A 21206-nucleotide genomic window follows, 5' to 3' on the forward strand; every position below is an offset into this window, starting at 1 on the left:
TCAGCGTCCGGTACGGCGGCGTCACCCGGATGGCTCGATTCTCCCTGGAAGCGCCGGCCCGGGGCCGTGGAAGCGCCGGCCCGCGGCCCGTGGAAGGTCCTGCCCGCGGCCCCGGACCTCAGCGGCGGCGCTTCGCCGTGCCGAAGATCGAGCGGGAGATCTCCCGGCCCAGCTGGGTCCCGATCGAGCGGGCCAGCGAGCGGAACAGCCCGCTGCCCACCACCTGTTCGGCCAGCGAGGGATCCGGCTTCGGGGCGCTGCGCGCCGCCTTCTCGGCCGCCTTCGCCTGCTTCTCCGCCTCCACCGAGGCAGCCGCCGCCTCGGCCACGGCCTCGGCGGCCGCCTGTTCGGCGCTGATCTTCTCGTACGCCGATTCCCGGTCGATCGGTTCGGCGTAGCGCGAGTAGAGCAGCGAGGCCTTCACCGCCTGGTCCAGGACGGCCGGCTCGACCGGACCCATCAGAGACTGCGGCGCGCGCAGCCGGGTCGCGGCCACCGGCGTCGGCGCGCCCTTCTCGCTCAGCACGGTGACGACGGCCTCGCCGGTGCCCAACTGGGTGAGGAGCTCCTCCAGGTCGTACTCCGAACGGGGGAACGTCTTCACCGTCGCCTTCAGGGCCTTGGCGTCGTCCGGGGTGAAGGCGCGCAGCGCGTGCTGGACCCGGTTGCCGAGCTGCGCGAGGACGTCGGCGGGCACGTCCTTCGGCGTCTGCGTCACGAAGAAGATGCCCACGCCCTTGGAACGGATGAGCCGGACGGTCTGGGTGATGGAATCGAGGAACGCCTTGGACGCGCCGTTGAAGAGCAGGTGCGCCTCGTCGAAGAAGAAGACGAGCTTGGGCTGCTCCAGGTCGCCGACCTCCGGCAGGTCCGTGTAGAGGTCCGCGAGCAGCCACATGAGAAAGGTGGAGAAGAGCTGCGGTTTGTCCTGGACCGCGGGGAGCTCCAGCACGGAGACCGTGCCGCGCCCGTCCGCGGCCGTACGGAGGAATTCACTGGTGTCGAATTCCGGCTCCCCGAAGAACTCCGAGGCACCCTGCTGCTCGAACGCCGTGAGCGCGCGCAGGATCACCCCGGCGGTGACCGTGGAGAGCCCGCCGATCCCCTTCAGCTCGGGTTTCCCCTGGTCGGAGACGAGGAATGCGACGGTGGCCCGCAGGTCCTTGAGGTCGACGAGTTCCAGGCCCTTGGCATCGGCGTAATGGAAGATGAGGCCGAGCGACTGTTCCTGCGTCTGGTTGAGCTGGAGCACCTTCGACATCAGTACCGGACCGAAACTGGTCACGGTCGCCCGGACCGGAATTCCCGGGCCGATCCCGCCCAGCGCATAGAACTCGCAGGGGTGGCCCGTGGGCTGCCAGTCCTGCGCCACGTCCTTCGCCCGCTCCTGGACCTTCTCGCCGGGCACGCCCGGCGCCGAGATGCCGGAGACGTCGCCCTTGACGTCGGCGAGGAAGACCGGCACGCCGCTCGCCGAGAGCTGCTCGGCGATCAGCTGGAGGGTCTTGGTCTTGCCGGTGCCGGTCGCACCCGCGACCAGGCCGTGGCGGTTGAGCATGGACAGCGGGATGCGGATCTGGTGGTCCGGCAGGCAGGTCCCGTCCCAGAGCAGGGCCCCCAGATCGAGTGCCGGTCCGGTGAAGGCGTACCCGGAAACGATCCGGTCGGCCGATTCGCTGCTCTCGTGGCTGCTCTCGCTCATGCATCACTCCCGTAATAGGGCTATCTGTCACTTTTGCACCAGGGAGGCAAGGCTGCGCCCGCAGGCCCTTGACCGGTAGGCTTTCCGTGTGATCTTCAAGCGCATCGGAAGCGGGCGGCCGTACCCCGACCACGGCAGGGAAACCACCCGGCAGTGGGCGGACGTAGCCCCGCGCCCGGTCCGGCTCGACCAGCTGGTGACCACCAAGGGGCAGCTGGACCTCGAAACGCTGCTCGCCGAGGACTCGACCTTCTACGGCGACCTCTTCGCGCACGTCGTGAAGTGGCAGGGCGACCTCTACCTGGAGGACGGGCTGCACCGCGCCGTCCGCGCCGCGCTCCAGCAGCGCCAGGTGCTGCACGCGCGCGTCCTCGAAATGGGCTGAGTCCCCGCTGCGTCCCGGCCGGGAACCCAGCCGGGAACCCGGCCGAGGACCTGCTGGACGTGGCCGGGTCGGGTGCCGGGGCGGGTGCCGGGAATCCCCGGGATTGCGCCTTTCGGGTCTCCCTTGGCCTATGAACAGATCATTTAGTAGGCATCGTCACCGGGCCGCACTACGCTGCCGCCCATGAGCATGCTCACTCCCCCCGGCATGGGCGGAAAGTACCGCGTCACGGGAGCTGCCTACCCCCGCATGCACCGTCCCCGGCGTCGCCGGAGGATCGTGTTCGCCGTGCTCGGTGCGGTCGTCGCGCTCGCGCTGCTCGGCTACGGGGGACTGCAGCTCATCGGCGTCTTCAGGGGCGACAGCAAACGCCCCGCGGCCATGGCCGCCAAGGACTGCATGAAGGTCGCCAAGGCGGGGACCTCGGGTGGCGCGCGGGGCGAACCTGCCGCCGCGCCCAAGGCCAGCCCGGCCGCCGCACTGCCGCAGCCCGGCCAGATCACCGTCAACGTCTACAACGCCACCCCGCGCGCGGGGCTGGCCAAGGCCGTCGGCGACGAACTGAAGAAACGCGGCTTCGTCATCGGCCAGGTCGGCAACGCCCCGGCCGACTTCGACAAGAAGGTCACCGGAGCCGGGATACTGCTGGGCTCGCCCAAGACCGACAAGGCCGTCTTCTCCGTGCTCGGCGCCCAGCTGGCCGGTGCCACCCCGCAGACCGACGCCCGCGAGGGCGCGGACGTCGACCTGATCCTCGGCGACTCCTTCAAGGAACTGACGAAGAAGGAGGACGCGGACAAGACGCTGGCCCTCCTGGCCCACCCGAGGCCCGCGCCCGCCGCGACCTGCTGACGTCCCGGGCGCTGACGCGCCGGAGCGCCCCCGAGCCGTGCTCGGGGGCGCTCCTGTGTCGGGACCTGCTGTTCTCGGGTCCCCGCCGTTTCGGGTCCTGCTGTTCTGCTGTTTCGGGTCCCGCTATTCCGCGGAGCCGTACATGCGGTCGCCCGCGTCGCCCAGGCCCGGCACGATGTAGCCGTGCTCGTTGAGGCGCTCGTCCACGGCGGCCGTCACGACGGTCACCGGCGCGCCCGCCAGCTCGCGCTCCATGACCTCGACGCCCTCGGGCGCGGCCAGCAGCACCACGGCGGTGACGTCGTCGGCGCCGCGCTTGATCAGTTCCTGGATCGCCGCGACCAGCGTGCCGCCGGTGGCGAGCATCGGGTCGACGACGTAGACCTGGCGCCCCGAGAGGTCCTCCGGCATGCGCGTCGCGTACGTGGAGGCCTCCAGGGTCTCCTCGTTGCGGACCATGCCCAGGAAGCCGACCTCGGCGGTGGGCAGCAGCCGCACCATGCCGTCGAGCATGCCGAGACCGGCGCGCAGGATCGGCACCACGAGGGGGCGCGGGTAGGAGAGCTTCACGCCCGTCGTCGGGCCGACCGGAGTCGTGATGTCGCTCTGCTCCGTGCGCACGTCCCGGGTGGCCTCGTAGGCGAGCAGGGTCACCAGCTCGTCGGCGAGCCGCCGGAAGGTCGGGGAGTCCGTGCGCCGATCGCGCAGAGTGGTGAGTTTGTGCGCCACCAGCGGGTGGTCGACGACATGAATCCGCATGACTCCACAGTAACCGGGCGGACCGCCTCCGGAGCCCGCGCGAACGGGCCGCGGCCTGTGACCTACCTCGTGGCCCGATCCGGGACCCGATCCGGGACCCGCCTCGCGACCCGCCCCGGGCCCGCCCCGCGGCCCGCCCTTCGGATCCACCGCCCGGACGGCCCGGCCGCTCGCGTGACCTGCCGAAATGCCGCGGATCCACTGGCATCAACCCGCAGGTCCGGGGGAAGGTGGGTGGCGGGGGGTCTGCTTCGCGACGCGGAGGAGGACGACCGGACCAGCCGGGGTGGTGGCCGATGCCCGACGTTCAGCCGACCGAAGAGGACAGGGACGCACCGCAGCCGCAGGAGAGCGCCGCGCAGCGACGAGCGCGACGCGCGCAGTTCCTGCGCGATCTCAACGAGGCCCGCGAGCTGCGCGACCGGGTGCAGCCCCGACGCGCCCGCGCGGCCCGGATGCGCCAGCAGATGCGGATGCGTACCTTCCGCTGGTGACAGGTGCACGGACGGCGCCCGTGCACCCGCCCGCCCGGTGTCCGCACGGGGATCCGTACGACCGCGCACGGCCTCCGCCACGCCCGCCCGTACGCCGCTCGCACCACCCCGACGCCCCCCGCACAGGCCCCCCGAGCGACCCGCGCGCCCCCGCCGGACACCCCCCGAGCAGCCCACCGACGACACGGCACGGCACGACGCAAGCGCGGAAGACCTCTCGCAAAGCCGCTGTTTCTGCCACGATGCCGATTGGGCGGGGCACGACGGCGAGCACGACGGCCGTTCGACCCCATCCTCCGGCCGGGGGGACCTCCATCCGGCACGCCTATCACCAGTGGGAGAGTCACGGTGTACTTCGCCGCACTGCTCGCGCGCACCGAAGACGGGTGGGAAGCGAGCGACACGGATCTCGACAACGTCGAGTCGCTGACCGATCTGATCGATCTCGCCCGTTCCACCGCTGTCGATGACGACACGGTGGTCGCCCTCATCGAGCAGGAGGACGCCTGGTTCGGCGTCGTCCGCGTGGACGGGGAGGAGGACCCGCGGATCTTCGTCTCCAACGCCGCCGCGGCCTCCCGCAGCTCCTACGGCTCGATGCTCACCGAAGAGCTGCTCGGCAGCGACGAGGAGGAAGACGAACTCGACGAGCTGGACCTCGACGGCACCGAGGACGGCGAGACGGAAGTGGTCGCCGTGTTCGAGCAAGGGTCCTCCACCGAGGACGACGTCGACGACGACGAGGACACCGGCGTCGAACCGGTGCCCGCGGGGCCGCTCGGCGACCCCCGGCTGCTCGACGACCTCGGCGTGGGCCACAAGGAACTGCTGGACCTCGACGGGGACGCGCTCTCGCAGATCGCCGAATCGCTCGGCGCGACCGAGGTGCTGGAGGCCGTCCGCTAGTGGGCCCTTCGCACCACCCCGTCCCCGACCCCCCTGTCCACCCCGACATCGACATCGACACCGACCCCGGTGCCCATGCCGACTCCGGCGCCGGATCCGATCCGGTCCGGGACCCGTGGCGGACCTCCATGCGCCTGGCGCTGTCGGAGGCCGCCCGGGCGGTTCCGGCCGGTGACGTACCGGTCGGCGCCGTCGTGCTCGGCCCGGACGGCAGCGTCCTCTCGACCGGGTACAACGAGCGCGAGGCGACCGGTGACCCGACCGCGCACGCCGAAGTGGTCGCCATCCGCCGGGCCGCCGCGCGGCTCGGCGAGTGGCGGCTGCCCGGGTGCACCCTCGTGGTGACCCTGGAGCCCTGCGTGATGTGCGCGGGCGCGCTCGTACAGTCCCGGATCGCGCGCGTCGTCTACGGCGCGAGCGACGAGAAGGCGGGCGCCGCCGGGTCGCTCTGGGACCTCGTGCGGGACCGCCGGCTCAACCACCGGCCCGAGGTGATCGCCGGCGTGCTCGCCGAGGAGTGCGCGCGGCAGCTGACGGGCTTCTTCCGGAACCTCTGACCGGAACCACTGACCGGAACCTGCGGCTGCCCCTCCGGGGGGACGGCTCACCCCCGCCACCTATCGATTTCAGAGCACGGCCCACCGTGGGCTAAGCTCTCTCTCGGTAGCGTGTCCGAGCGGCCGAAGGAGCACGCCTCGAAAGCGTGTGATGGTGCAAGCTGTCCGTGGGTTCAAATCCCACCGCTACCGCTCTGAATCCGAGAGCCCCGCCCCGCAAGGGTCGGGGCTCTCGGCGTTCCAGGACCCGACGATCGGCGCTGCCGGACCCGGCAGCCGGCGTTCCGGGTCCCGACGATCGGCATTCCGGGACCGGCTCCGCGCCGCATCCCGGCACCCCCGACGTACTCCGCACCGGTGAGCCCGGGGCCGCGTCGGACCGGGCGTGCGTGACCGGGCGGGTACTCGGCCGTTGACACGGCATGACCAAGACCAAGCGCATGCTCGCCGCCCTGGCCCTCGCGGGCGCCACGGCGGGCTTCGCCGCCGCCACCGCCCCCGTCGCCTCCGCCGCCCCGATCACCCTGCCGGACCTGCCGGCCGCCGCCCCCGGTATGCCCGCGGGCGCGACGCCGGGATCGGTCCAGGAGATCGGCGCGAAGGTCAGCGAGCCGCTGCAGCAGCTCAACCAGCTGATGACCCTCCCCGACCAGCTCTCGCCCCTGACGGACACGGTGTCGCCGGTGACCAACCTCGCGACCGGCATCGAGTAGACCGAGTAGACCGAACAGGCCGAACAGGCCGAACGGATCGGATAGCGGGCCGACGCACAGGAGGCCCAACGCGTAGAAGGTCCCGACCGGAGTCGGGACCTTCATACGGTTGGGACGGGGGAAGTGACATCGGGGGGACAAGTCACTTCCCCCGATGAGGACGGAACCTGCCAGCCCGAGCCGCAGTCAGGGGGGAAGCTTGCGGCTCGGACCCCGCAGTGAGGTCCTGTCCCTTGCCCACCGATTTCCTGCCAGAACCGGTGGGCTCGTCTTCAATCCTGCCCCTCCCACCCCCGTCCCTGCAGCGGCAAAGGGCCTGGACCGTCGGGTCATTGGTCCTTAAAGGACAGGTGAGTGATCGAACCCGAGCGGTTAGACTCACTCGACGTTGCAAGGATTGGCAGGGGAGGCCGAGCCCGCTCGTGGACATCAAGAAGATCGTCGTGGGCGGACTCGTCGTCTTCGTGCTCTATGTGATCATCACTCAACCGGTCAAAGCGGCGGAATTCGTTCAGATCGGATTCCAGGGCATCTCGGATGCCGCTTCCGGTATCGGCCAGTTCATGACCGAACTGGTGCGCTGAACCCGTACGCTGCTGCGACTTCCGGACCTCCGGTCCCCCACTCCGACGGGTGGGGGACCTTTTGCGTTCTCCGTCCCCTTCCCGTTCGCGTTCCCCGTCCGCGTTCCCCACTCGCGTCCCCGTTCGCGTTCCCCGGTCATACGCGCCGTTCGATTTCGCATCACCCCTGCATACCCGCCAAATGCCCAACTTGCCCTCAACACGGCGATATACGGTGCTTGCGCACAGTGCACATGTCTTGTGATGCTATGACCGCTTTTGACTGATTGGTTAACTTGACTGAAGGGGTGGCGTGACCGTGCCGGCCAGTACTGCGCCTCAGGTGCCACCCCAGCAGGACCCCCAGGACGATCCACCGTCCGACGCGGTCGGCACCCTCCTGGCCGTGGCAGCCGCCGACACCGCGAACGGGGCCACCGCCGCGGACACGGCAACCGGCGCGGACACGGCGACCACCGTCACCACCGCCACCGCCACCGCCACCGCCACCGCCACCAAGGTGACCACCGCCCCCTTCGCACCCATGGCCCCCCGCGCCCCCAGCACCCGGGGCGCCGACACCCGGGCCCTCACCCAGGTGCTCTTCGGCCGGCTCAAGGGCCTGGAGCCGGGCACCAGCGAGCACAGCAGGGTGCGGGGGGCCCTCATCGAGGCGAACCTCCCGCTCGTCCGGTACGCGGCCGCCCGCTTCCGCAGCCGCAACGAGCCCATGGAGGACGTCGTCCAGGTGGGCACGATCGGGCTCATCAACGCGATCGACCGGTTCGATCCGGAACGCGGGGTCCAGTTCCCCACCTTCGCCATGCCGACCGTCGTGGGCGAGATCAAGCGGTACTTCCGCGACAACGTCCGCACCGTGCACGTACCGCGCCGCCTCCACGAGCTGTGGGTCCAGGTCAACGCGGCCACCGAGGACCTCACCACGCTCCACGGCCGCATGCCCACGACCCCCGAGATCGCCGAGCGGCTGCGCATCGGCGAGGACGAGGTGCTGTCCTGCATCGAGGCGGGCCGCTCGTACCACGCGACCTCCCTCGAAGCCGCCCAGGAGGGCGACGGCATGCCCGGCCTGCTCGACCGGCTCGGCTACGAGGACCCCGAGCTGACCGGGGTCGAGCACCGCGACCTGGTCCGCCACCTGCTCGTGCAGCTGCCCGAGCGCGAGCAGCGGATCCTGCTGCTGCGCTACTACAGCAACCTGACGCAGTCGCAGATCAGCGCGGAGCTGGGCGTGTCCCAGATGCACGTGTCCCGACTGCTCGCCCGGAGCTTCGCGCGACTGCGGTCCGCAAACAGGATCGAGGCGTAACCGGAACGGGTGAAAGCCTCCGGACGCTTTACCGACAGAACCGCTGACACCCCTTCTGTCGCTGGAGTTATATGTCGACTTGGCGCTACAGCGTGTTGCCGACATGTGACATTCTGCTGGAACCGCGTTTGCCGCAGCCCCGCCTCCGGTATTCAGGTGGAGGCTGCGTTCCTCCGACGGGCGCGCCCGCCGCGACCGTCCGCGATCCCAAGGGGGTGGCATGTCCGTAGAACAGGGCAGCTCCAAGGTGCTCACGCTCGTAAAGAGCGAGACGCCGGCTGTGTCCGACCGCACGGAAGCCCCGCCAGCGCCCAAAGCGCCCAATGACACCCGCACGCTCTCCCGCTCCCTGTTCCACCGGCTCGCCGCGCTGGACGCGGACAGTCCCGACCGGGCGTACGTGCGCGACACCCTGATCGAGCTGAACCTGCCTCTGGTGCGCTACGCGGCGGCCCGCTTCCGCAGCCGCAACGAGCCGATGGAGGACATCGTCCAGGTCGGCACGATCGGCCTGATCAAGGCGATCGACCGGTTCGACTGCGAACGCGGCGTGGAGTTCCCGACCTTCGCCATGCCGACCGTCGTGGGCGAGATCAAGCGCTTCTTCCGCGACACCTCCTGGTCCGTCCGCGTCCCGCGCCGGCTCCAGGAGCTGCGCCTCGCGCTGACCAAGGCGAGCGACGAGCTGGCCCAGAAGCTGGACCGCTCGCCGACCGTGCCCGAGCTGGCCGCCGTACTCGGGGTCTCGGAGGAGGACGTCGTCGACGGCCTCGCCGTCGGCAACGCGTACACAGCCTCCTCGCTGGACTCGCCCTCACCGGAGGACGAGGGCGGCGAAGGCTCGCTCGCGGACCGCCTCGGCTACGAGGACACCGCGCTCGAAGGCGTCGAGTACCGCGAGTCGCTCAAGCCGCTGCTCGCCAAACTGCCGCCGCGGGAGCGACAGATCATCATGTTGCGCTTCTTCGCGAACATGACCCAGTCGCAGATCGGCGAGGAGGTCGGCATCTCACAGATGCACGTCTCCCGGCTGCTGACCCGCACTCTGGCGCAGCTGCGCCAGGGCCTGATCGGCGAGTAGCCCGGACCGCGGGCACGTCGGGCGAGCCGGGTAACCATGCCGCGGGCGCTTCCCAATTGACGATCCGTCAGGAAAACTGGCGCGATGCGAAAGGGATCGCTCACCCTGCTTGCCGTGTGCGTGACCGCCGCGACCCTGACGGGCTGCGGCGGTCCGCCGCGCGACGGTTACGTCGCCGTGGGCGCCGCCGCCCCCGGCCCCGAGCGCGGCGCGGGGGAGACCGTGGCCCCCAAGGGCGCGGTGGAGTACCAATCCCTCACCGGCCCCGCGGGCGCTTCCGCCGCCTCCAGCAGTACGTCGCCCGATGCCCCGGGAAACCCACCGACCGCCGGCTCCGGCGCGGGTGGAGCCGTCCCGGGCGCCCCCACGGGCTCCGCGAGCGCCCCCGGATCCACCGCGGCGGGCGGATCCGGCGACGCCCCGGGCACCACCGCACCCCCACCCGCCGCGGGCAACGGCGGCACGGGCACGTCCGGCGGCTCCGGCACGTCCGGCGGCTCCGGCGGTTCGACCACGCCCCCGCCGTCCAAGCCCCCGGCAGCGACCCCGGCCCGGCTCCAGCTCGGCGCCCCCGCCCGGTCGGCGGCCGCGGACCGCTGGTGCGAGCGGGTCGGCGTCACCTTCACCAACACGGGCACCACGGCGGCCCGTTCGGGCACGGTGACCTTCTCCACCCACATCATCGGCGCACTCGGCATCGACTGGGCCACCATCACCTCGACCCAGCCCCTGCCCGCGCCGATCGCGGGCGGGTCGACGAAGACGCAGACGTACACGGTGTGCGTGGAGTCCTGGCGGGTGCCCCTGGGCATGCACATCGAGACCCAGCGGGTCACCGCCACCTGGAGCTGAGCCGCCCGGCGCGAGCCTTCCGGCCCGGCGCAAGCTCAGCGCTCGTCGGGGCTAGCGCAGCGCGAGCCAGGCGACGACGCCGATGACGACCACGAGTGCGACCACGACGGCCAGCCACACCCCCGTCCTGGAAGCCTGCTGCCGGTGCGAGGCGGCCGCGGCCGCCGGACGGGCGGCCTCCGCCTCGTCCACGAAGGCACGGAACATCTGGGTGCTGCCCGCGGGGTCGTAGTTGCCCTCGGGGCCCTGGGAGTTGGTGTGTGCAGCCATGGCTCAGGACCCTAGCGGGTTTTCCGATTCCTTTACCGCCCTCCACCCCAGATTCATTTGCCTGTAGCAACCATCTGCTTCTATGGTTGCTCAAAGCAACGAGATGGGGAGGGGAGCGCGGTGCTCACGCGAGACGAGACACGGACCGGCACGCAGTACGAGCTGTACGAAGAGCTGGCCCGCCAGCTCACGGGGATCGGTGCGATCAAGCGCGACCTCGCCCGTACCCTCCCGCCCGACTGCCCGCCCGGTTCGGCCGCCGTGCTCACCGTCCTCGACCGGCACGGCGAGATGCGGCTGAGCCACCTCGCCGAGCGGCTCGCCATCGACATCTCGGTCACCAGCCGCCACGTGGCCCACGTGGCCGAGCGCGGCTGGATCGCCCGCGAGGCCGACCCCGGCGACGGCCGTTGCCGGATCCTGCGCCTCACCCCGGCGGGCCGGAACCTGCTCCGCGAACTCGGCGTCCGCTACACGGCCGCGCTGGAGCGGACGCTGGGCGACTGGTCCGCCGAGGACGTCACCACCTTGACCACCCTGCTGGCCCGACTCCGATCGAGCTTCTAGAACATAAGGATTCACATGGCTACGACCACACCCACCGGTGTGCGGGGAGGCGGCCAGTCGGAGCCCATGCCCGACGGCGCACCCATGACGCACCCGCAGATCATGAAGGCGCTGTCCGGGCTGATGCTCGGCATGTTCGTGGCGATCCTCTCCTCCACGATCGTCTCCAACGCGCTGCCGCAGATCATCAGCGATCTCGGCGGCACCCAGTCCTCCTACACCTGGGTGGTCACCGCCGCCCTGCTGTCGATGACCGCCACGACCCCCCTGTGGGGCAAGCTGTCCGACCTCTTCAGCAAGAAGCTGCTGGTCCAGATATCCCTGGTGATCTACGTCCTCGGCTCGGTCGTCGCGGGGCTGTCCCAGAACACCGGCATGCTGATCGCCTGCCGGGTGGTCCAGGGCATCGGCGTCGGCGGCCTGTCCGCCCTCGCCCAGATCGTGATGGCCGCGATGATCTCCCCGCGCGAGCGCGGCCGCTACAGCGGCTACCTCGGCGCGGTCTTCGCCGTCGCCACCGTCGGTGGACCGCTGCTCGGCGGGGTCATCACCGACACCGAGTGGCTCGGCTGGCGCTGGTGCTTCTACGTCGGCGTGCCCTTCGCGATCATCGCGCTGATCGTGCTCCAGAAGACCCTGCGGCTCCCGGTCGTCCGCCGCGACGTCAAGGTCGACTGGCTCGGCGCCTTCCTCATCAGCGCCGCCGTCTCCACGCTGCTGATCTGGGTCACCCAGGCCGGCACCTCGTACGACTGGGTCTCCTGGCAGACCTGGACGATGACCGGCGGGGCCGTGGTCCTCGGCCTGCTCTTCCTCCTCGTCGAATCCAAGGCGAGCGACCCGATCATCCCGCTGCGGCTCTTCCGCAACAAGACCATCACCCTGGCCTCGGCCGCCTCGCTGTTCGTCGGCGTCGCGATGTTCTCGGGCACCGTGTTTTTCAGTCAGTTCTTCCAGTTGGCCCGCGGTGAGAGCCCGACGATGTCCGGAATCCTCACGATTCCGATGATCGGCGGCCTGTTCATCTCCTCCACGGTTTCCGGTCAGGTCATCACCAAGACCGGCAAGTGGAAGGCGTTCCTGGTCTCCGGCGGCGTCCTGCTGAGCGCCGGACTGGGCCTGCTCGGCACCCTGCGCTACGACACCCCGTACTGGCACATCTCGATCTACATGGCGCTGACCGGCCTCGGTCTCGGCATGATGATGCAGAACCTGGTCCTCGCCACCCAGAACCAGGTGGCCCCCCAGGACCTGGGCGCGGCCAGCTCGGTCGTCACCTTCTTCCGTTCGCTCGGCGGCGCCGTGGGCGTCTCCGCGCTCGGCGCGGTGATGGCGAACCGGGTGACGCACTACGTGAAGGACGGCCTGGCCGAGCTCGGCCCGAAGGCCGCGGCGATGGGCCACGGCGGCACCGGCGGCGGGGCCATCCCCGACCTGAAGACGCTGCCCGCGCCCTTCCGCACGGTCATCGAGTCCGCCTACGGCCACGGCGTCGGTGACGTCTTCCTCTACGCCGCCCCGACCGCGCTGCTGGCGCTGGTGCTGGTGGTCTTCATCAAGGAGGTCGCGCTGCGCTCGAAGCCGATGGCGGAGGCTCCGGCCGCCGCCTCCCCCGCCGCCGGCGCGACCGCCGTTCCCGCGGTCGCGGAGGCCCAGGTGCCGGCCCGTTCCGAGTCGGCCTAAGGCCCCGTCTTCGCCTCGATGCCCGCGATGAGGACATCGAGGGCGAAGTGGAAGTCGCCCTCGGGCGCCCGCCGGACCGGACCCCCACAGCCGTGCAGGAACTGCGACACGGCGAGGTGGGCTCCGGTCCGGCCGCCGTTCGTCAGCCCGGTGGCGTCGAGCAGCCGCAGCAGCGCCGCGTCGAAGGCCCGGGCGTGCGGGCCGATGTTGGGGTACTCGGCGGCCAGCGTCGCCACCCACGGCCGCTCGGCGAGCAGCCCGCGGTATCCGCTGGCCAGCGACCGCAGTCGGCCGGGCCATCCGGCCGCGGGCGAGTCCGCGGGCAGGGTGAGCTCCCCCAAGGCGCTGTCCAGGGCGAGTTCCAGCAGGTCGTGCTTGGTGTCGACGTACCAGTACAGGGACATCGCGGTCACTCCGAGACGGCCCGCGAGGCGGCGCATGGAGAAGCGGGCGAGCCCGTCGGTGTCGAGCAGCGCGACCGCGGCGCCGGTGATCCGGTCCCGGTCCAGTCCGGAGGTGTCCTCGCTGCGCCGTCTGGCCCCGGAGGCGGGCCGCGCGGCCAGCCACACGCTGGTCCGGATGGTCACGGGGTCCGCCGTGGTGGCCATGGAGGCACCCTCCTCAAGACGGGTGGATCGACCCGGAATGCCCGGTCCGCCCTCTTGATGATGCTAGAGGGTGCCCCTCGTGTTGTGGTCGCTTCAGGACGGGGTGAGGTCGTAGAAGGTGGCTCCCCCCACCGTGGTGGGCCGGTAGTTGGCCTTCACCCAGGTCTCGATGGAGCTGCTCGCACCACCTCCGGGGCCCCCGCCGCCGCGGGTGACGGCCCGGCCGCCGGCCCCTGCTTCGGTGCCCTCCTCCGTGCCCTGGCCGATGAAGTAGTGGATCCTGCCTGCCTTCACGTACGCCTGGAACTGCGCCAGGGTCGGTGACGGGTCGCTGCCGTTGAAGCCACCGATCGGCATGACCGGTGCCCCCGAGGCCAGCTGGTAGCTCGCGGCGTTCTGCGCACCGACGGCCGCGGCCGCCCAGGTGTAGCGGTCCGCGTCCGCGCGCAGGGCCGCCGTGGCCGCCGCGCTCGTCCTCGTACCGCCCAGCAGCCCGCCCATGCCCCCGCCGCCACCCGCGCGGCTCCCGCCGAAGCCGCCCTCGGCCCTGGCGCCCGTACCGCCGGTGCCGCCCGGGGCGCCCTGGCCCGCGGGCCCACCGCCCGGCATGGCCGCACCCGGCCCGGTACCCCGGCCCGCGCCCCGCGGCGGCGCGCCCTGCGGGAAGCCGCCCTGGCCGGGCCCGCCTTCCGACCCGGCGAACCGCGGCCCCATGCCACCCGGCCCCCGGCCACCCGCGACCGCGGGACCGGCCGTGACGATCGATCCCGTGTGCGCCGTACCCACCGTGTCCACGGTGTAGGCCAGGGGCCCGGCCAGTACGGCGGCGACGCCCACCGCGGCCGCGACCAGCACGGCCCGGCGTCCGAGGCGGGCGCCCAGCAGCAGCGCCGCGGCCGCGAGGAGCCCGGCCACCAGCACCGTCCAGCGCAGCCAGGGCAGATAGCCCTCGGCCCGGCCGAGCAGGACGTAGGACCACACCGCGGTCAGGGCGAGGACACCGGACAGGGTGATACCGGCGGCCCGGCCGCCCCGCTCCTCCCACAGCACGGCCACTCCCATGCCGGTCAGCGCGGCCACGTACGGCGCCAGCGCCACGGTGTAGTACTCGTGGAAGATGCCCTGCATGTAGCTGAAGACGAGTGCGGTGATCAGCAGGGAGCCGCCCCAGGCCAGGAAGGATGCCCGGGCCATGCTCTCCAGGGAGTCGGTGGCCCGCCGGGCGCGCCAGGTGATCACCAGTCCGGCGACGAGCAGCACCAGGGCCGCGGGCAGCAGCCAGGAGATCTGGCCGCCGATGTTGGCCGAGAAGAGCCGATCGATGCCGGTCTCGCCCCAACCACCGCCCCCGCCGCCGCCCGCGCCGCCACCGGCCCGCGCGCCGCCGCCCACGCTGCCGGTCTCGTCGCCGTTGATCCGGCCGAGTCCGTTGTAGCCGAGGGTCAGTTCCAGGAAGGAGTTGTTCTGCGAACCGCCGATGTACGGGCGGGAGGACGCGGGCCACAGCTCGACGATGGCCACCCACCAGCCTCCGGCGACCACCATGGCGAGTGCGGCGAGGCCGAGTTGGCCGAGCCTGCGGCGCAGCCGGGTGGGCGCGCAGACGGCGTAGAGCAGGGCGAGCGGCGGCAGGACGACGAACGCCTGGAGGGTCTTGGTGAGGAAGGCGAAGCCGACCGCGACACCGGCCCAGACCAGCCACTTGGTGTGGGCACCGTCCAGGGCGCGCAGGACGCAGTAGACGGTGACGGTCATCAGGAGGGCCAGCAGCGCGTCGGGGTTGTTGAAGCGGAACATCAGCGCGGCCACCGGGGTGAGCGCGAAGACCGAGCCGCTCAGCAGCCCGGCCACCGGGCCGAACCGGCGGCGTACGGCGGCGTAGAGGACGGCGGTGGTGCCGACTCCCATGAGGGCCTGCGGGACCAGGATCTGCCAGCTGCCGAGGCCGAAGAGCCGGACGGACAGGGCCATCGGCCACAGGGCGGCCGGGGGCTTGTCGACGGTGATGGAGTTCCCCGCGTCGGAGGAACCGAAGAAGAAGGCCTTCCAGCTCTCGCTGCCCGCCTGGACGGCGGCGGAGTAGAAGGAGTTGGCGTAGCCGGAGGCGCCCAGGTCCCACAGCATGAGGACGGCGGTGACGAGCAGGAGCGCGATGAGGGCGGGGCGCTCCCAGCGCGGCCGCAGCGGGATCGCGGCCGCCGGAGCGCGTTCGGGGAAGGGTGAGTCCAGCAGGGGCACGGCCGTGGTCATCGGAGGTCGTCCTTGGTCATCGGAGGGTGTCCTTCACAGGGGCGGAGCGGTCCGGGAAGACCCAGGCGCGCAGGAGCAGGAAGCGCAGCACGGTCGCGGCGAGGTTGGCGGTCACCAGGACGGCCAGCTCGGTGCCGTGCGCGGGAGTCTTGGTGGCGGCGCCGAGGGCGGCCAGGGAGCCGCTGGTCAGGGCCAGCCCGATGGCGAAGACCACCAGGCCCTGGGCCTGGTGGCGCACGGCCCGGTCACGGCCGCGGACGCCGAAGGTCAGTCGGCGGTTCGCGGCGGTGTTGGCGACGGCGGAGAGCAACAGGGCCGCGCCGTTGGCGAGCTGGGGTCCGACGCCCGCGCGGAAGGCGGAGTAGAGCGCCAGGTAGAGCAGGGTGCTCAGGAGGCCGACCGCGCAGAAGCCCATGAGCTGGCGGGCCAGGCCCCGGGGGACGCCGCTGAGCGCGCGGTCGCGCGGGTCGTCGCCGAAGGGGCGGGCGATCCGGTCGAGGGGGAGGGCGCCGACCGCGAGGGCCCGGCCCACCCGCCAGACCCCTTTGAGGTCCTCGGTGGCGGTGCGGACGATGTGGACCGTGGAGTCGGGGTCGTCCACCCAGTCGACGGGCACCTCGTGGATGCGCAGCCCGGCGCGCTCGGCGAGGACGAGCAGCTCGGTGTCGAAGAACCAGCCGGAGTCCTCCACCAGGGGCAGCAGTCGCTCGGCGACGTCGCGCCGGATCGCCTTGAAGCCGCACTGGGCGTCGCTGAAGCGGGCGGAGAGCGAGGAGCGCAGGATCAGGTTGTAGGCGCGGGAGACGAACTCGCGCTTGGCACCGCGCACCACCCGCGAGGAGCGGGCGAGCCGGGTCCCGATCGCGAGGTCGGAGTGCCCGGAGATCAGCGGGGCGACCAGCGGGAGCAGCGCGTTGAGGTCGGTGGAGAGGTCCACGTCCATGTAGGCGAGGACCGGGGCGTCGGAGGCGGACCAGACCGTGCGCAGGGCCCGGCCGCGGCCCTTCTCCTCCAGCCGGGTGCTGCGGACCCCGGCGACGGTCCGGGCCAGGGCGTCCGCGACCTCGGGGGTGCTGTCGGTGCTGGCGTTGTCGGCGATGGTGATGCGGAAGGCGTAGGGGAAGGTGCGCGTCAGGTGCTCGTGGAGCCGGCGCACGCAGGGGCCGAGGTCCTCCTCCTCGTTGAAGACCGGGATGACCACGTCGAGTACGGGCGCGCCGGGCACGGGGGCGAGCGGCGCCCGGGCGGGCAGGGTCCCCGTCCCGGGGAAGAGGTCGGTTGGCATGCACCGACTCTCGCGGGGCGGGCTGTCACGGCTGTGTGGTGAGCCTGTGACCCGTCTGTGAGTGGCCGGCCTCTGCGGGTCCGGTCTGCGCGTGGCCCGTCTGTGAGTGGCCGGCCTGTGAGTTCACGGCCTGTGAGTTCACGGCCGCCGGAAGTCCGGGCTCGGTGTGGAGGGGGAGCCGGACCTCGAAGCGGGTCCGTCCGGGCGCGCTGCGGACGCCGACCGTCCCGCCGTGGGCGGAGACGACGGCCTGCACGATGGCGAGCCCGAGCCCGGTGGAGCCCGCGTTGCGGGAGCGGGAGGCGTCGCCGCGCGCGAAGCGCTCGAAGACGTGGGGGAGCAGTTCGCTCGGGATGCCGGGGCCGTCGTCCTCGATCTCGATGCGGACGGAGGTTGTTTCACGTGAAACACGGGCGGTGACGGTGGTCCCGGGCGGGGTGTGGGTGCGGGCATTGGCCAACAGGTTCACCAGGACCTGCTGGATCCGGGCCGGATCGGCGGCCACCGGGGCCGCATCGGACGGCAGCTCCAGTCTCCAGTGGTGGTCGGGTCCGGCCGCGCGGGCGTCGCTGACGGCGTCCACGACCAGGGGTGCCAGGTCGGTGGCGGCGTAGGACAGCGGGCGGCCGGCGTCGAGGCGGGCCAGCAGCAGCAGGTCTTCGACCAGCCCGGTCATCCGGGTCGCCTCGGACTCGATCCGGCCCAGGGCGTGCCGGGTGTCGGGTCCGGGTTCCTCGCGGCCCCGGCGGGTGAGCTCGGCGTAGCCGCGGATGGAGGCCAGCGGTGTGCGCAGTTCGTGGCTCGCGTCGGCGACGAACTGCCGGACGCGGGTCTCGCTCTGTTGGCGGGCGGTGAGCGCGGCGGAGACGTGGCCGAGCATCCGGTTGAGGGCGGCGCCGACCTGGCCGACCTCCGTCCGGGGATCCGCCTCCGCGTCCGGGACCCGCTCGTCGAGGGCGGGCTCACCGCTGTGCAGGCGCAGTTCCGAGACCCGGGTCGCGGTGGCGGCCACCCGGCGCAGCGGCCGCAGGGCCACGGCGACCAATGCCTGCCCGGCGAGGGAGGCGGCGATCAGGCCGGCGAGGGTGACACAGACCTCCACGCCGATCAGGGTGTTCACGGTGGAGTCGACCCCGTCGAGGGGGAAGCCCAGCACGAGGCTGCCGTCGGCGGCGGTGAGCACGCGGTAGTTGCCCAGGCCGTGCAGGCGTACGTCGACGGGCCGTTCCTCCCCCGACCTGGCCTCCCCGGCGGCCGCCAGCAGGGCCTTGATCTGGGGATCGGTGAGCGTCTGACGGTGGTCGGGGGCGGGCCCGTCGGCGGGCACGCTGCGGGCCGCCGCGATGACCTTGCCGTCCGAGTCCAGGCGCACTCCGGCGGCGCCGAAGGGGCTGCCGGGTCCCAGGACGAAGGCGAGGGTGTCCCGTGACGACTTCTCGGCTCCGGGTCCCCGGGAGGCCATGGTCACCGAGGTGGCGAGCTGACGGTCGAGCTGGCCCACGAGGTAGGAGCGCAGGACCAGGATGGTGACCGTACCGATGGCCGCGCCCACCACCGCGATGAGCAGCACGGCCGAGACGACCAGCCGGGTCCGCAGGGACCAGGGCCGCCGACCGGGGATCCGGAACGCCACTATTCGCTCGGCTTGATCAGGTATCCGGCGCCGCGCCGGGTGTGGATCAGCGGGGGGAGGCCGGGGCCGCTCTCCAGCTTGCGCCGCAGGTAGGAGATGTACAGCTCGACCACGTTGGCCTGGCCGCCGAAGTCGTAGGACCACACGCGGTCCAGGATCTGCGCCTTGCTGAGCACCCGGCGCGGGTTGCGCATGAGGTAGCGCAGCAGCTCGAACTCGGTGGCGGTCAGGTGGATCTCCCGACCGCCCCGGCTCACCTCGTGGCTGTCCTCGTCGAGCCGCAGGTCGCCCACGGCCAGTACGGATTCGCCGCGCGCGGCCTGGGCCGCGCCGGAGCGGCGGACCAGACCCCGCAGCCGGGCCACCACCTCTTCCAGGCTGAACGGCTTGGTGACGTAGTCGTCGCCGCCCGCCGTCAGACCGGCGATGCGGTCCTCGACCGAGTCCTTGGCGGTGAGGAAGAGCACCGGGACGTGCGGGAGCCGGCGGCGCAGCTGACCGAGGACGGCCAGCCCGTCCATGTCCGGGAGCATGATGTCGAGGACGACCACGTCGGGATGGAACTCCGCCGCCGTCCGCACCGCACCCGCTCCGTCACCCGCGCTGCGGACCTCACAGCCCTCGTAGCGCAGGGCCATGGACAGCAGCTCGGACAGCGATGCCTCGTCGTCCACGACGAGGACCCGGCACGGGCCGCCATCGGGCCGGACGAGGGCCATGGGGTTGCTGGTGGACGTGGACGCGTGGGAAGTGGTCGTCGCAGTCATGGCGCCCACGCTCGCCTGCGCCGGTGAAAGCCCCCTTGGCCCTTTCTGTGATTCTCCTGAGAATCCCCGGCGCGGGCCGTGGGGCGCCGGGGCCGCCGGCGCCGCCGGAAGCGCTACGGGAGGTCGAAGAGCCGGGCGGCGTTGTCGTGGCAGACGGCGCGCAGCCAGTCGTCCCCGAGGCCGAGCCCTTCGAGGGCGGCCAGCTGGTGTTCGTAGGGATAGGGGATGTTCGGGAAGTCGGTGCCGAGCAGGATCCGGTCGCCGAGCGCCGCGAGCCGCCCGAGCTCCCGGACCGGGAAGGGGCTCATCCGCTCGGAGAAATCGGTGAAGGCCATGGTGGTGTCGAAGCGGACCTCGGGGTGGCGGTCGGCGAGGTCCAGGAACTCGGTGTACTCCGGCATCCCCATGTGCGCGATGACCAACGGCAGCCGGGGGTGCCGGGCGAGCAGCCGGGCCACCGGCTCGGGCCCGGTGAACTTGGCCGGGGTGGGCATGGAACCGCAGTGGATCACCGTGGGGACACCGGCTTCGGCGAGCAGCCCCCAGACGGGGTCGAGCAGCTCGTCGTTCGGGTCGTACGCGCCGACCTGGAGGTGTGCCTTGAAGACGCGGGCGCCGCCCTCCACCGCCCGGCGCACGTATCCCCCGGCCCCCGCCTCGGGGAAGAAGGTCGCGGTGTGCAGGCAGTCGGGGGTGCGGGCGGCGAACTCCGCGGACCAGGAGTTGAGCCAGGCGGCCATGGCGGGCTTGTGCGGGTACAGCATCGCCGTGAAGGCCCGGACGCCGAACTCCCGCAGCAGGGCCACCCGGTGCTGCTCCTCGTGCCGGTAGGTGATGGGCCATTGCGTGCCGGTCAGCGGACCGACGGCGTCGAAGTAGTCCCACACCTTGGCCAGCACGCGTTCGGGCATGAAGTGCGTGTGGACGTCGATCAGCCCGGGGAGCCCGAGCCGCTCCCGGAAGGCGCGGACCGCCCCGGTCGTACCGGACGCGGCCGCCGCGCCGCTCAACTGGTTGCTCATGGCACCCACCTTCGGCGGCGGCCCCCTCGCCTGTCCATGCCCGGGGTCAGAAGAGCCCGTCCTGCTCGGCGGCGGGCGGGGGCGCGAGGTCCGTCCACGGCGCGGGCACCGGCGGGTGCGGCCCCTCCGGGGCGACGAGCGCCCAGCCGGCCAGCAGCCGGGTGTCGACCACGAGCCCGTCGGCGAAGTGCAGGTCCGGCCCGGCCGCGCCCACCAGCAGTCCTTCGACGGCTCCGCCGGGGATCATCCCGGTGAGCCCCCGCGCGGGCACCGGCAGGGCGTCCAGCCGGAACAGCCCGGCGTGGTCGGCGACCTCGCACCCCGTGCGCTCCAGCGATTCGGGCCAGCCGGCGAGCGCGCCGGCCCGCGCGTGCAGCTCGGCCACCTCCCGGGCCCGCTCCTCGGCGGGCGGCAGCTGCGCCCGTACGGCGCGCTTGCGGGCGTAGGCGATCCGGTCGGGCACCCCGAGGGCGGCCCGCAGCAGTTCCTCGGTGCGCCGGGCCGCCATCAACGGTCCGCGCCCGAGCCAGCTCCAGGTCACCGCGCCCTGCTCGCGCAACCGGTCCGGACCGCGCTCCTCGGCGGTGAGGCCGACCTTGACCAGGCCGGGCCCGAACCAGGCGAGGTAGACGCGGTAGGTGCGCGGATCCGCGACGTTGGTGTCGGCGGCCACCGAGAAGGACCGGTCCAGCCGGGCGCACTCGGGGCACTGGGCGTTGCCCGCGCGCTCGGAGACGGTGGCGGCGGTGGGACAGGGCGTCCGCTTCCCGGCCCGGCGGACGCCGAGGCAGCGCCGCTCGCCCCGGCCGACGAAGGAGAGGCGCTGCCCGTAGGCGAGCACGCTCCGGCGCTCGCCAGCCCCGGGGCCCGGGCCGCGGCTCTCGGCGTACCAGCCGATGGAGGGCTGCCCGCCGCTCCACCCCATGC

22 protein-coding genes and 1 tRNA gene are annotated in these 21206 nt (G+C 72.2%); 13 read left to right on the forward strand and 10 right to left on the reverse strand.

Annotated features, from left to right (window positions below):
- Positions 1-118: 118 nt before the first annotated feature.
- The gene (locus tag ACIQWR_RS29870; RefSeq protein ID WP_404015803.1) at positions 119-1702 is read right to left on the reverse strand and encodes a helicase HerA-like domain-containing protein; all 1584 of its coding nucleotides are present in this window, start codon (positions 1700-1702) and stop codon (positions 119-121) included.
- Positions 1703-1790: 88 nt separating this feature from the next.
- Between ACIQWR_RS29870 and ACIQWR_RS29875 the strand changes: the two genes are divergently transcribed.
- Positions 1791-2087: a type II toxin-antitoxin system VapB family antitoxin gene (locus ACIQWR_RS29875; protein WP_330331599.1), complete on the forward strand. Its 297-nt coding sequence runs from the start codon at positions 1791-1793 to the stop codon at positions 2085-2087.
- A gap of 183 nt (positions 2088-2270) precedes the next feature.
- The gene (locus ACIQWR_RS29880; protein WP_404015807.1) at positions 2271-2939 is read left to right on the forward strand and encodes a LytR C-terminal domain-containing protein; all 669 of its coding nucleotides are present in this window, start codon (positions 2271-2273) and stop codon (positions 2937-2939) included.
- A gap of 123 nt (positions 2940-3062) precedes the next feature.
- Here ACIQWR_RS29880 and upp read toward each other — a convergent pair whose 3' ends face one another.
- Complete coding sequence (gene upp / locus ACIQWR_RS29885; RefSeq protein ID WP_399264641.1) at positions 3063-3698, reverse strand: uracil phosphoribosyltransferase; 636 nt, start codon at positions 3696-3698, stop codon at positions 3063-3065.
- A gap of 296 nt (positions 3699-3994) precedes the next feature.
- On the opposite strand from upp, the gene ACIQWR_RS29890 reads away from it, so the two are divergent.
- From ACIQWR_RS29890 to ACIQWR_RS29930, 9 genes are all read left to right on the forward strand, one after another.
- Positions 3995-4192, forward strand: coding sequence for a hypothetical protein (locus tag ACIQWR_RS29890; RefSeq protein WP_404015809.1), 198 nt, complete (start codon positions 3995-3997; stop codon positions 4190-4192).
- A gap of 348 nt (positions 4193-4540) precedes the next feature.
- On the forward strand, positions 4541-5098 hold the full coding sequence (locus ACIQWR_RS29895) for a hypothetical protein (RefSeq protein WP_404015812.1): 558 nt from the start codon (positions 4541-4543) through the stop codon (positions 5096-5098).
- 53 nt (positions 5099-5151) lie between these two features.
- On the forward strand, positions 5152-5655 hold the full coding sequence (gene tadA, locus ACIQWR_RS29900) for a tRNA adenosine(34) deaminase TadA (protein ID WP_404016075.1): 504 nt from the start codon (positions 5152-5154) through the stop codon (positions 5653-5655).
- A 105-nt stretch (positions 5656-5760) separates the two neighbouring features.
- Positions 5761-5847, forward strand: a tRNA-Ser gene (locus tag ACIQWR_RS29905).
- A gap of 230 nt (positions 5848-6077) precedes the next feature.
- Positions 6078-6368, forward strand: coding sequence for a hypothetical protein (locus ACIQWR_RS29910; RefSeq protein WP_404015814.1), 291 nt, complete (start codon positions 6078-6080; stop codon positions 6366-6368).
- A 422-nt stretch (positions 6369-6790) separates the two neighbouring features.
- Positions 6791-6952 carry a hypothetical protein gene (locus ACIQWR_RS29915; RefSeq protein ID WP_351050749.1) on the forward strand — a complete coding sequence of 54 codons (162 nt, stop codon included), beginning with the start codon at positions 6791-6793 and terminating at the stop codon, positions 6950-6952.
- Between the two features lie 499 nt (positions 6953-7451).
- On the forward strand, positions 7452-8261 hold the full coding sequence (locus tag ACIQWR_RS29920) for an RNA polymerase sigma factor SigF (RefSeq protein ID WP_404016078.1): 810 nt from the start codon (positions 7452-7454) through the stop codon (positions 8259-8261).
- A gap of 220 nt (positions 8262-8481) precedes the next feature.
- Entirely contained in the window at positions 8482-9342 is an 861-nt protein-coding gene (locus ACIQWR_RS29925) for an RNA polymerase sigma factor SigF (RefSeq protein WP_399264635.1), read from the forward strand.
- An 84-nt stretch (positions 9343-9426) separates the two neighbouring features.
- A complete protein-coding gene (locus ACIQWR_RS29930; protein ID WP_404015816.1) occupies positions 9427-10194 on the forward strand; it encodes a hypothetical protein in 768 nt (255 codons plus the stop codon).
- Between the two features lie 51 nt (positions 10195-10245).
- Here the strand turns inward: ACIQWR_RS29930 and ACIQWR_RS29935 are convergent, their stop codons facing one another.
- Positions 10246-10464, reverse strand: a complete 219-nt coding sequence (locus ACIQWR_RS29935) for a hypothetical protein (RefSeq protein WP_404015819.1) — start codon at positions 10462-10464, stop codon at positions 10246-10248.
- Between the two features lie 120 nt (positions 10465-10584).
- Between ACIQWR_RS29935 and ACIQWR_RS29940 the strand changes: the two genes are divergently transcribed.
- Both ACIQWR_RS29940 and ACIQWR_RS29945 read left to right on the forward strand, forming a co-directional pair.
- Complete coding sequence (locus tag ACIQWR_RS29940; RefSeq protein WP_404015822.1) at positions 10585-11031, forward strand: MarR family winged helix-turn-helix transcriptional regulator; 447 nt, start codon at positions 10585-10587, stop codon at positions 11029-11031.
- A 15-nt stretch (positions 11032-11046) separates the two neighbouring features.
- A complete protein-coding gene (locus ACIQWR_RS29945; RefSeq protein WP_404015825.1) occupies positions 11047-12714 on the forward strand; it encodes an MDR family MFS transporter in 1668 nt (555 codons plus the stop codon).
- Here the strand turns inward: ACIQWR_RS29945 and ACIQWR_RS29950 are convergent.
- The 7 genes from ACIQWR_RS29950 to ACIQWR_RS29980 form a co-directional block, all read right to left on the reverse strand.
- Positions 12711-13322, reverse strand: coding sequence for a TetR/AcrR family transcriptional regulator (locus ACIQWR_RS29950; protein WP_404015827.1), 612 nt, complete (start codon positions 13320-13322; stop codon positions 12711-12713). The genes ACIQWR_RS29945 and ACIQWR_RS29950 overlap by 4 nt on opposite strands.
- A gap of 93 nt (positions 13323-13415) precedes the next feature.
- Positions 13416-15572 carry an ArnT family glycosyltransferase gene (locus tag ACIQWR_RS29955; RefSeq protein ID WP_404015830.1) on the reverse strand — a complete coding sequence of 719 codons (2157 nt, stop codon included), beginning with the start codon at positions 15570-15572 and terminating at the stop codon, positions 13416-13418.
- A 16-nt stretch (positions 15573-15588) separates the two neighbouring features.
- Complete coding sequence (locus ACIQWR_RS29960) at positions 15589-16857, reverse strand: glycosyltransferase (protein WP_404015833.1); 1269 nt, start codon at positions 16855-16857, stop codon at positions 15589-15591.
- A 25-nt stretch (positions 16858-16882) separates the two neighbouring features.
- Positions 16883-18493, reverse strand: a complete 1611-nt coding sequence (locus tag ACIQWR_RS29965; RefSeq protein WP_404016081.1) for a sensor histidine kinase — start codon at positions 18491-18493, stop codon at positions 16883-16885.
- On the reverse strand, positions 18490-19257 hold the full coding sequence (locus ACIQWR_RS29970) for a response regulator transcription factor (protein WP_399264617.1): 768 nt from the start codon (positions 19255-19257) through the stop codon (positions 18490-18492). The genes ACIQWR_RS29965 and ACIQWR_RS29970 overlap by 4 nt, the downstream gene beginning before the upstream one ends.
- Before the next feature lie 113 nt (positions 19258-19370).
- The gene (locus ACIQWR_RS29975; protein ID WP_404015837.1) at positions 19371-20279 is read right to left on the reverse strand and encodes an amidohydrolase family protein; all 909 of its coding nucleotides are present in this window, start codon (positions 20277-20279) and stop codon (positions 19371-19373) included.
- 46 nt (positions 20280-20325) lie between these two features.
- Positions 20326-21204 (reverse strand): DUF2797 domain-containing protein, encoded by an 879-nt coding sequence (locus ACIQWR_RS29980; RefSeq protein ID WP_404015840.1) that lies wholly within the window; start codon positions 21202-21204, stop codon positions 20326-20328.
- Positions 21205-21206 lie beyond the last annotated feature (2 nt).

This window comes from Streptomyces sp. NPDC098789 (assembly GCF_044759975.1).
Lineage (GTDB): Bacteria > Actinomycetota > Actinomycetes > Streptomycetales > Streptomycetaceae > Streptomyces.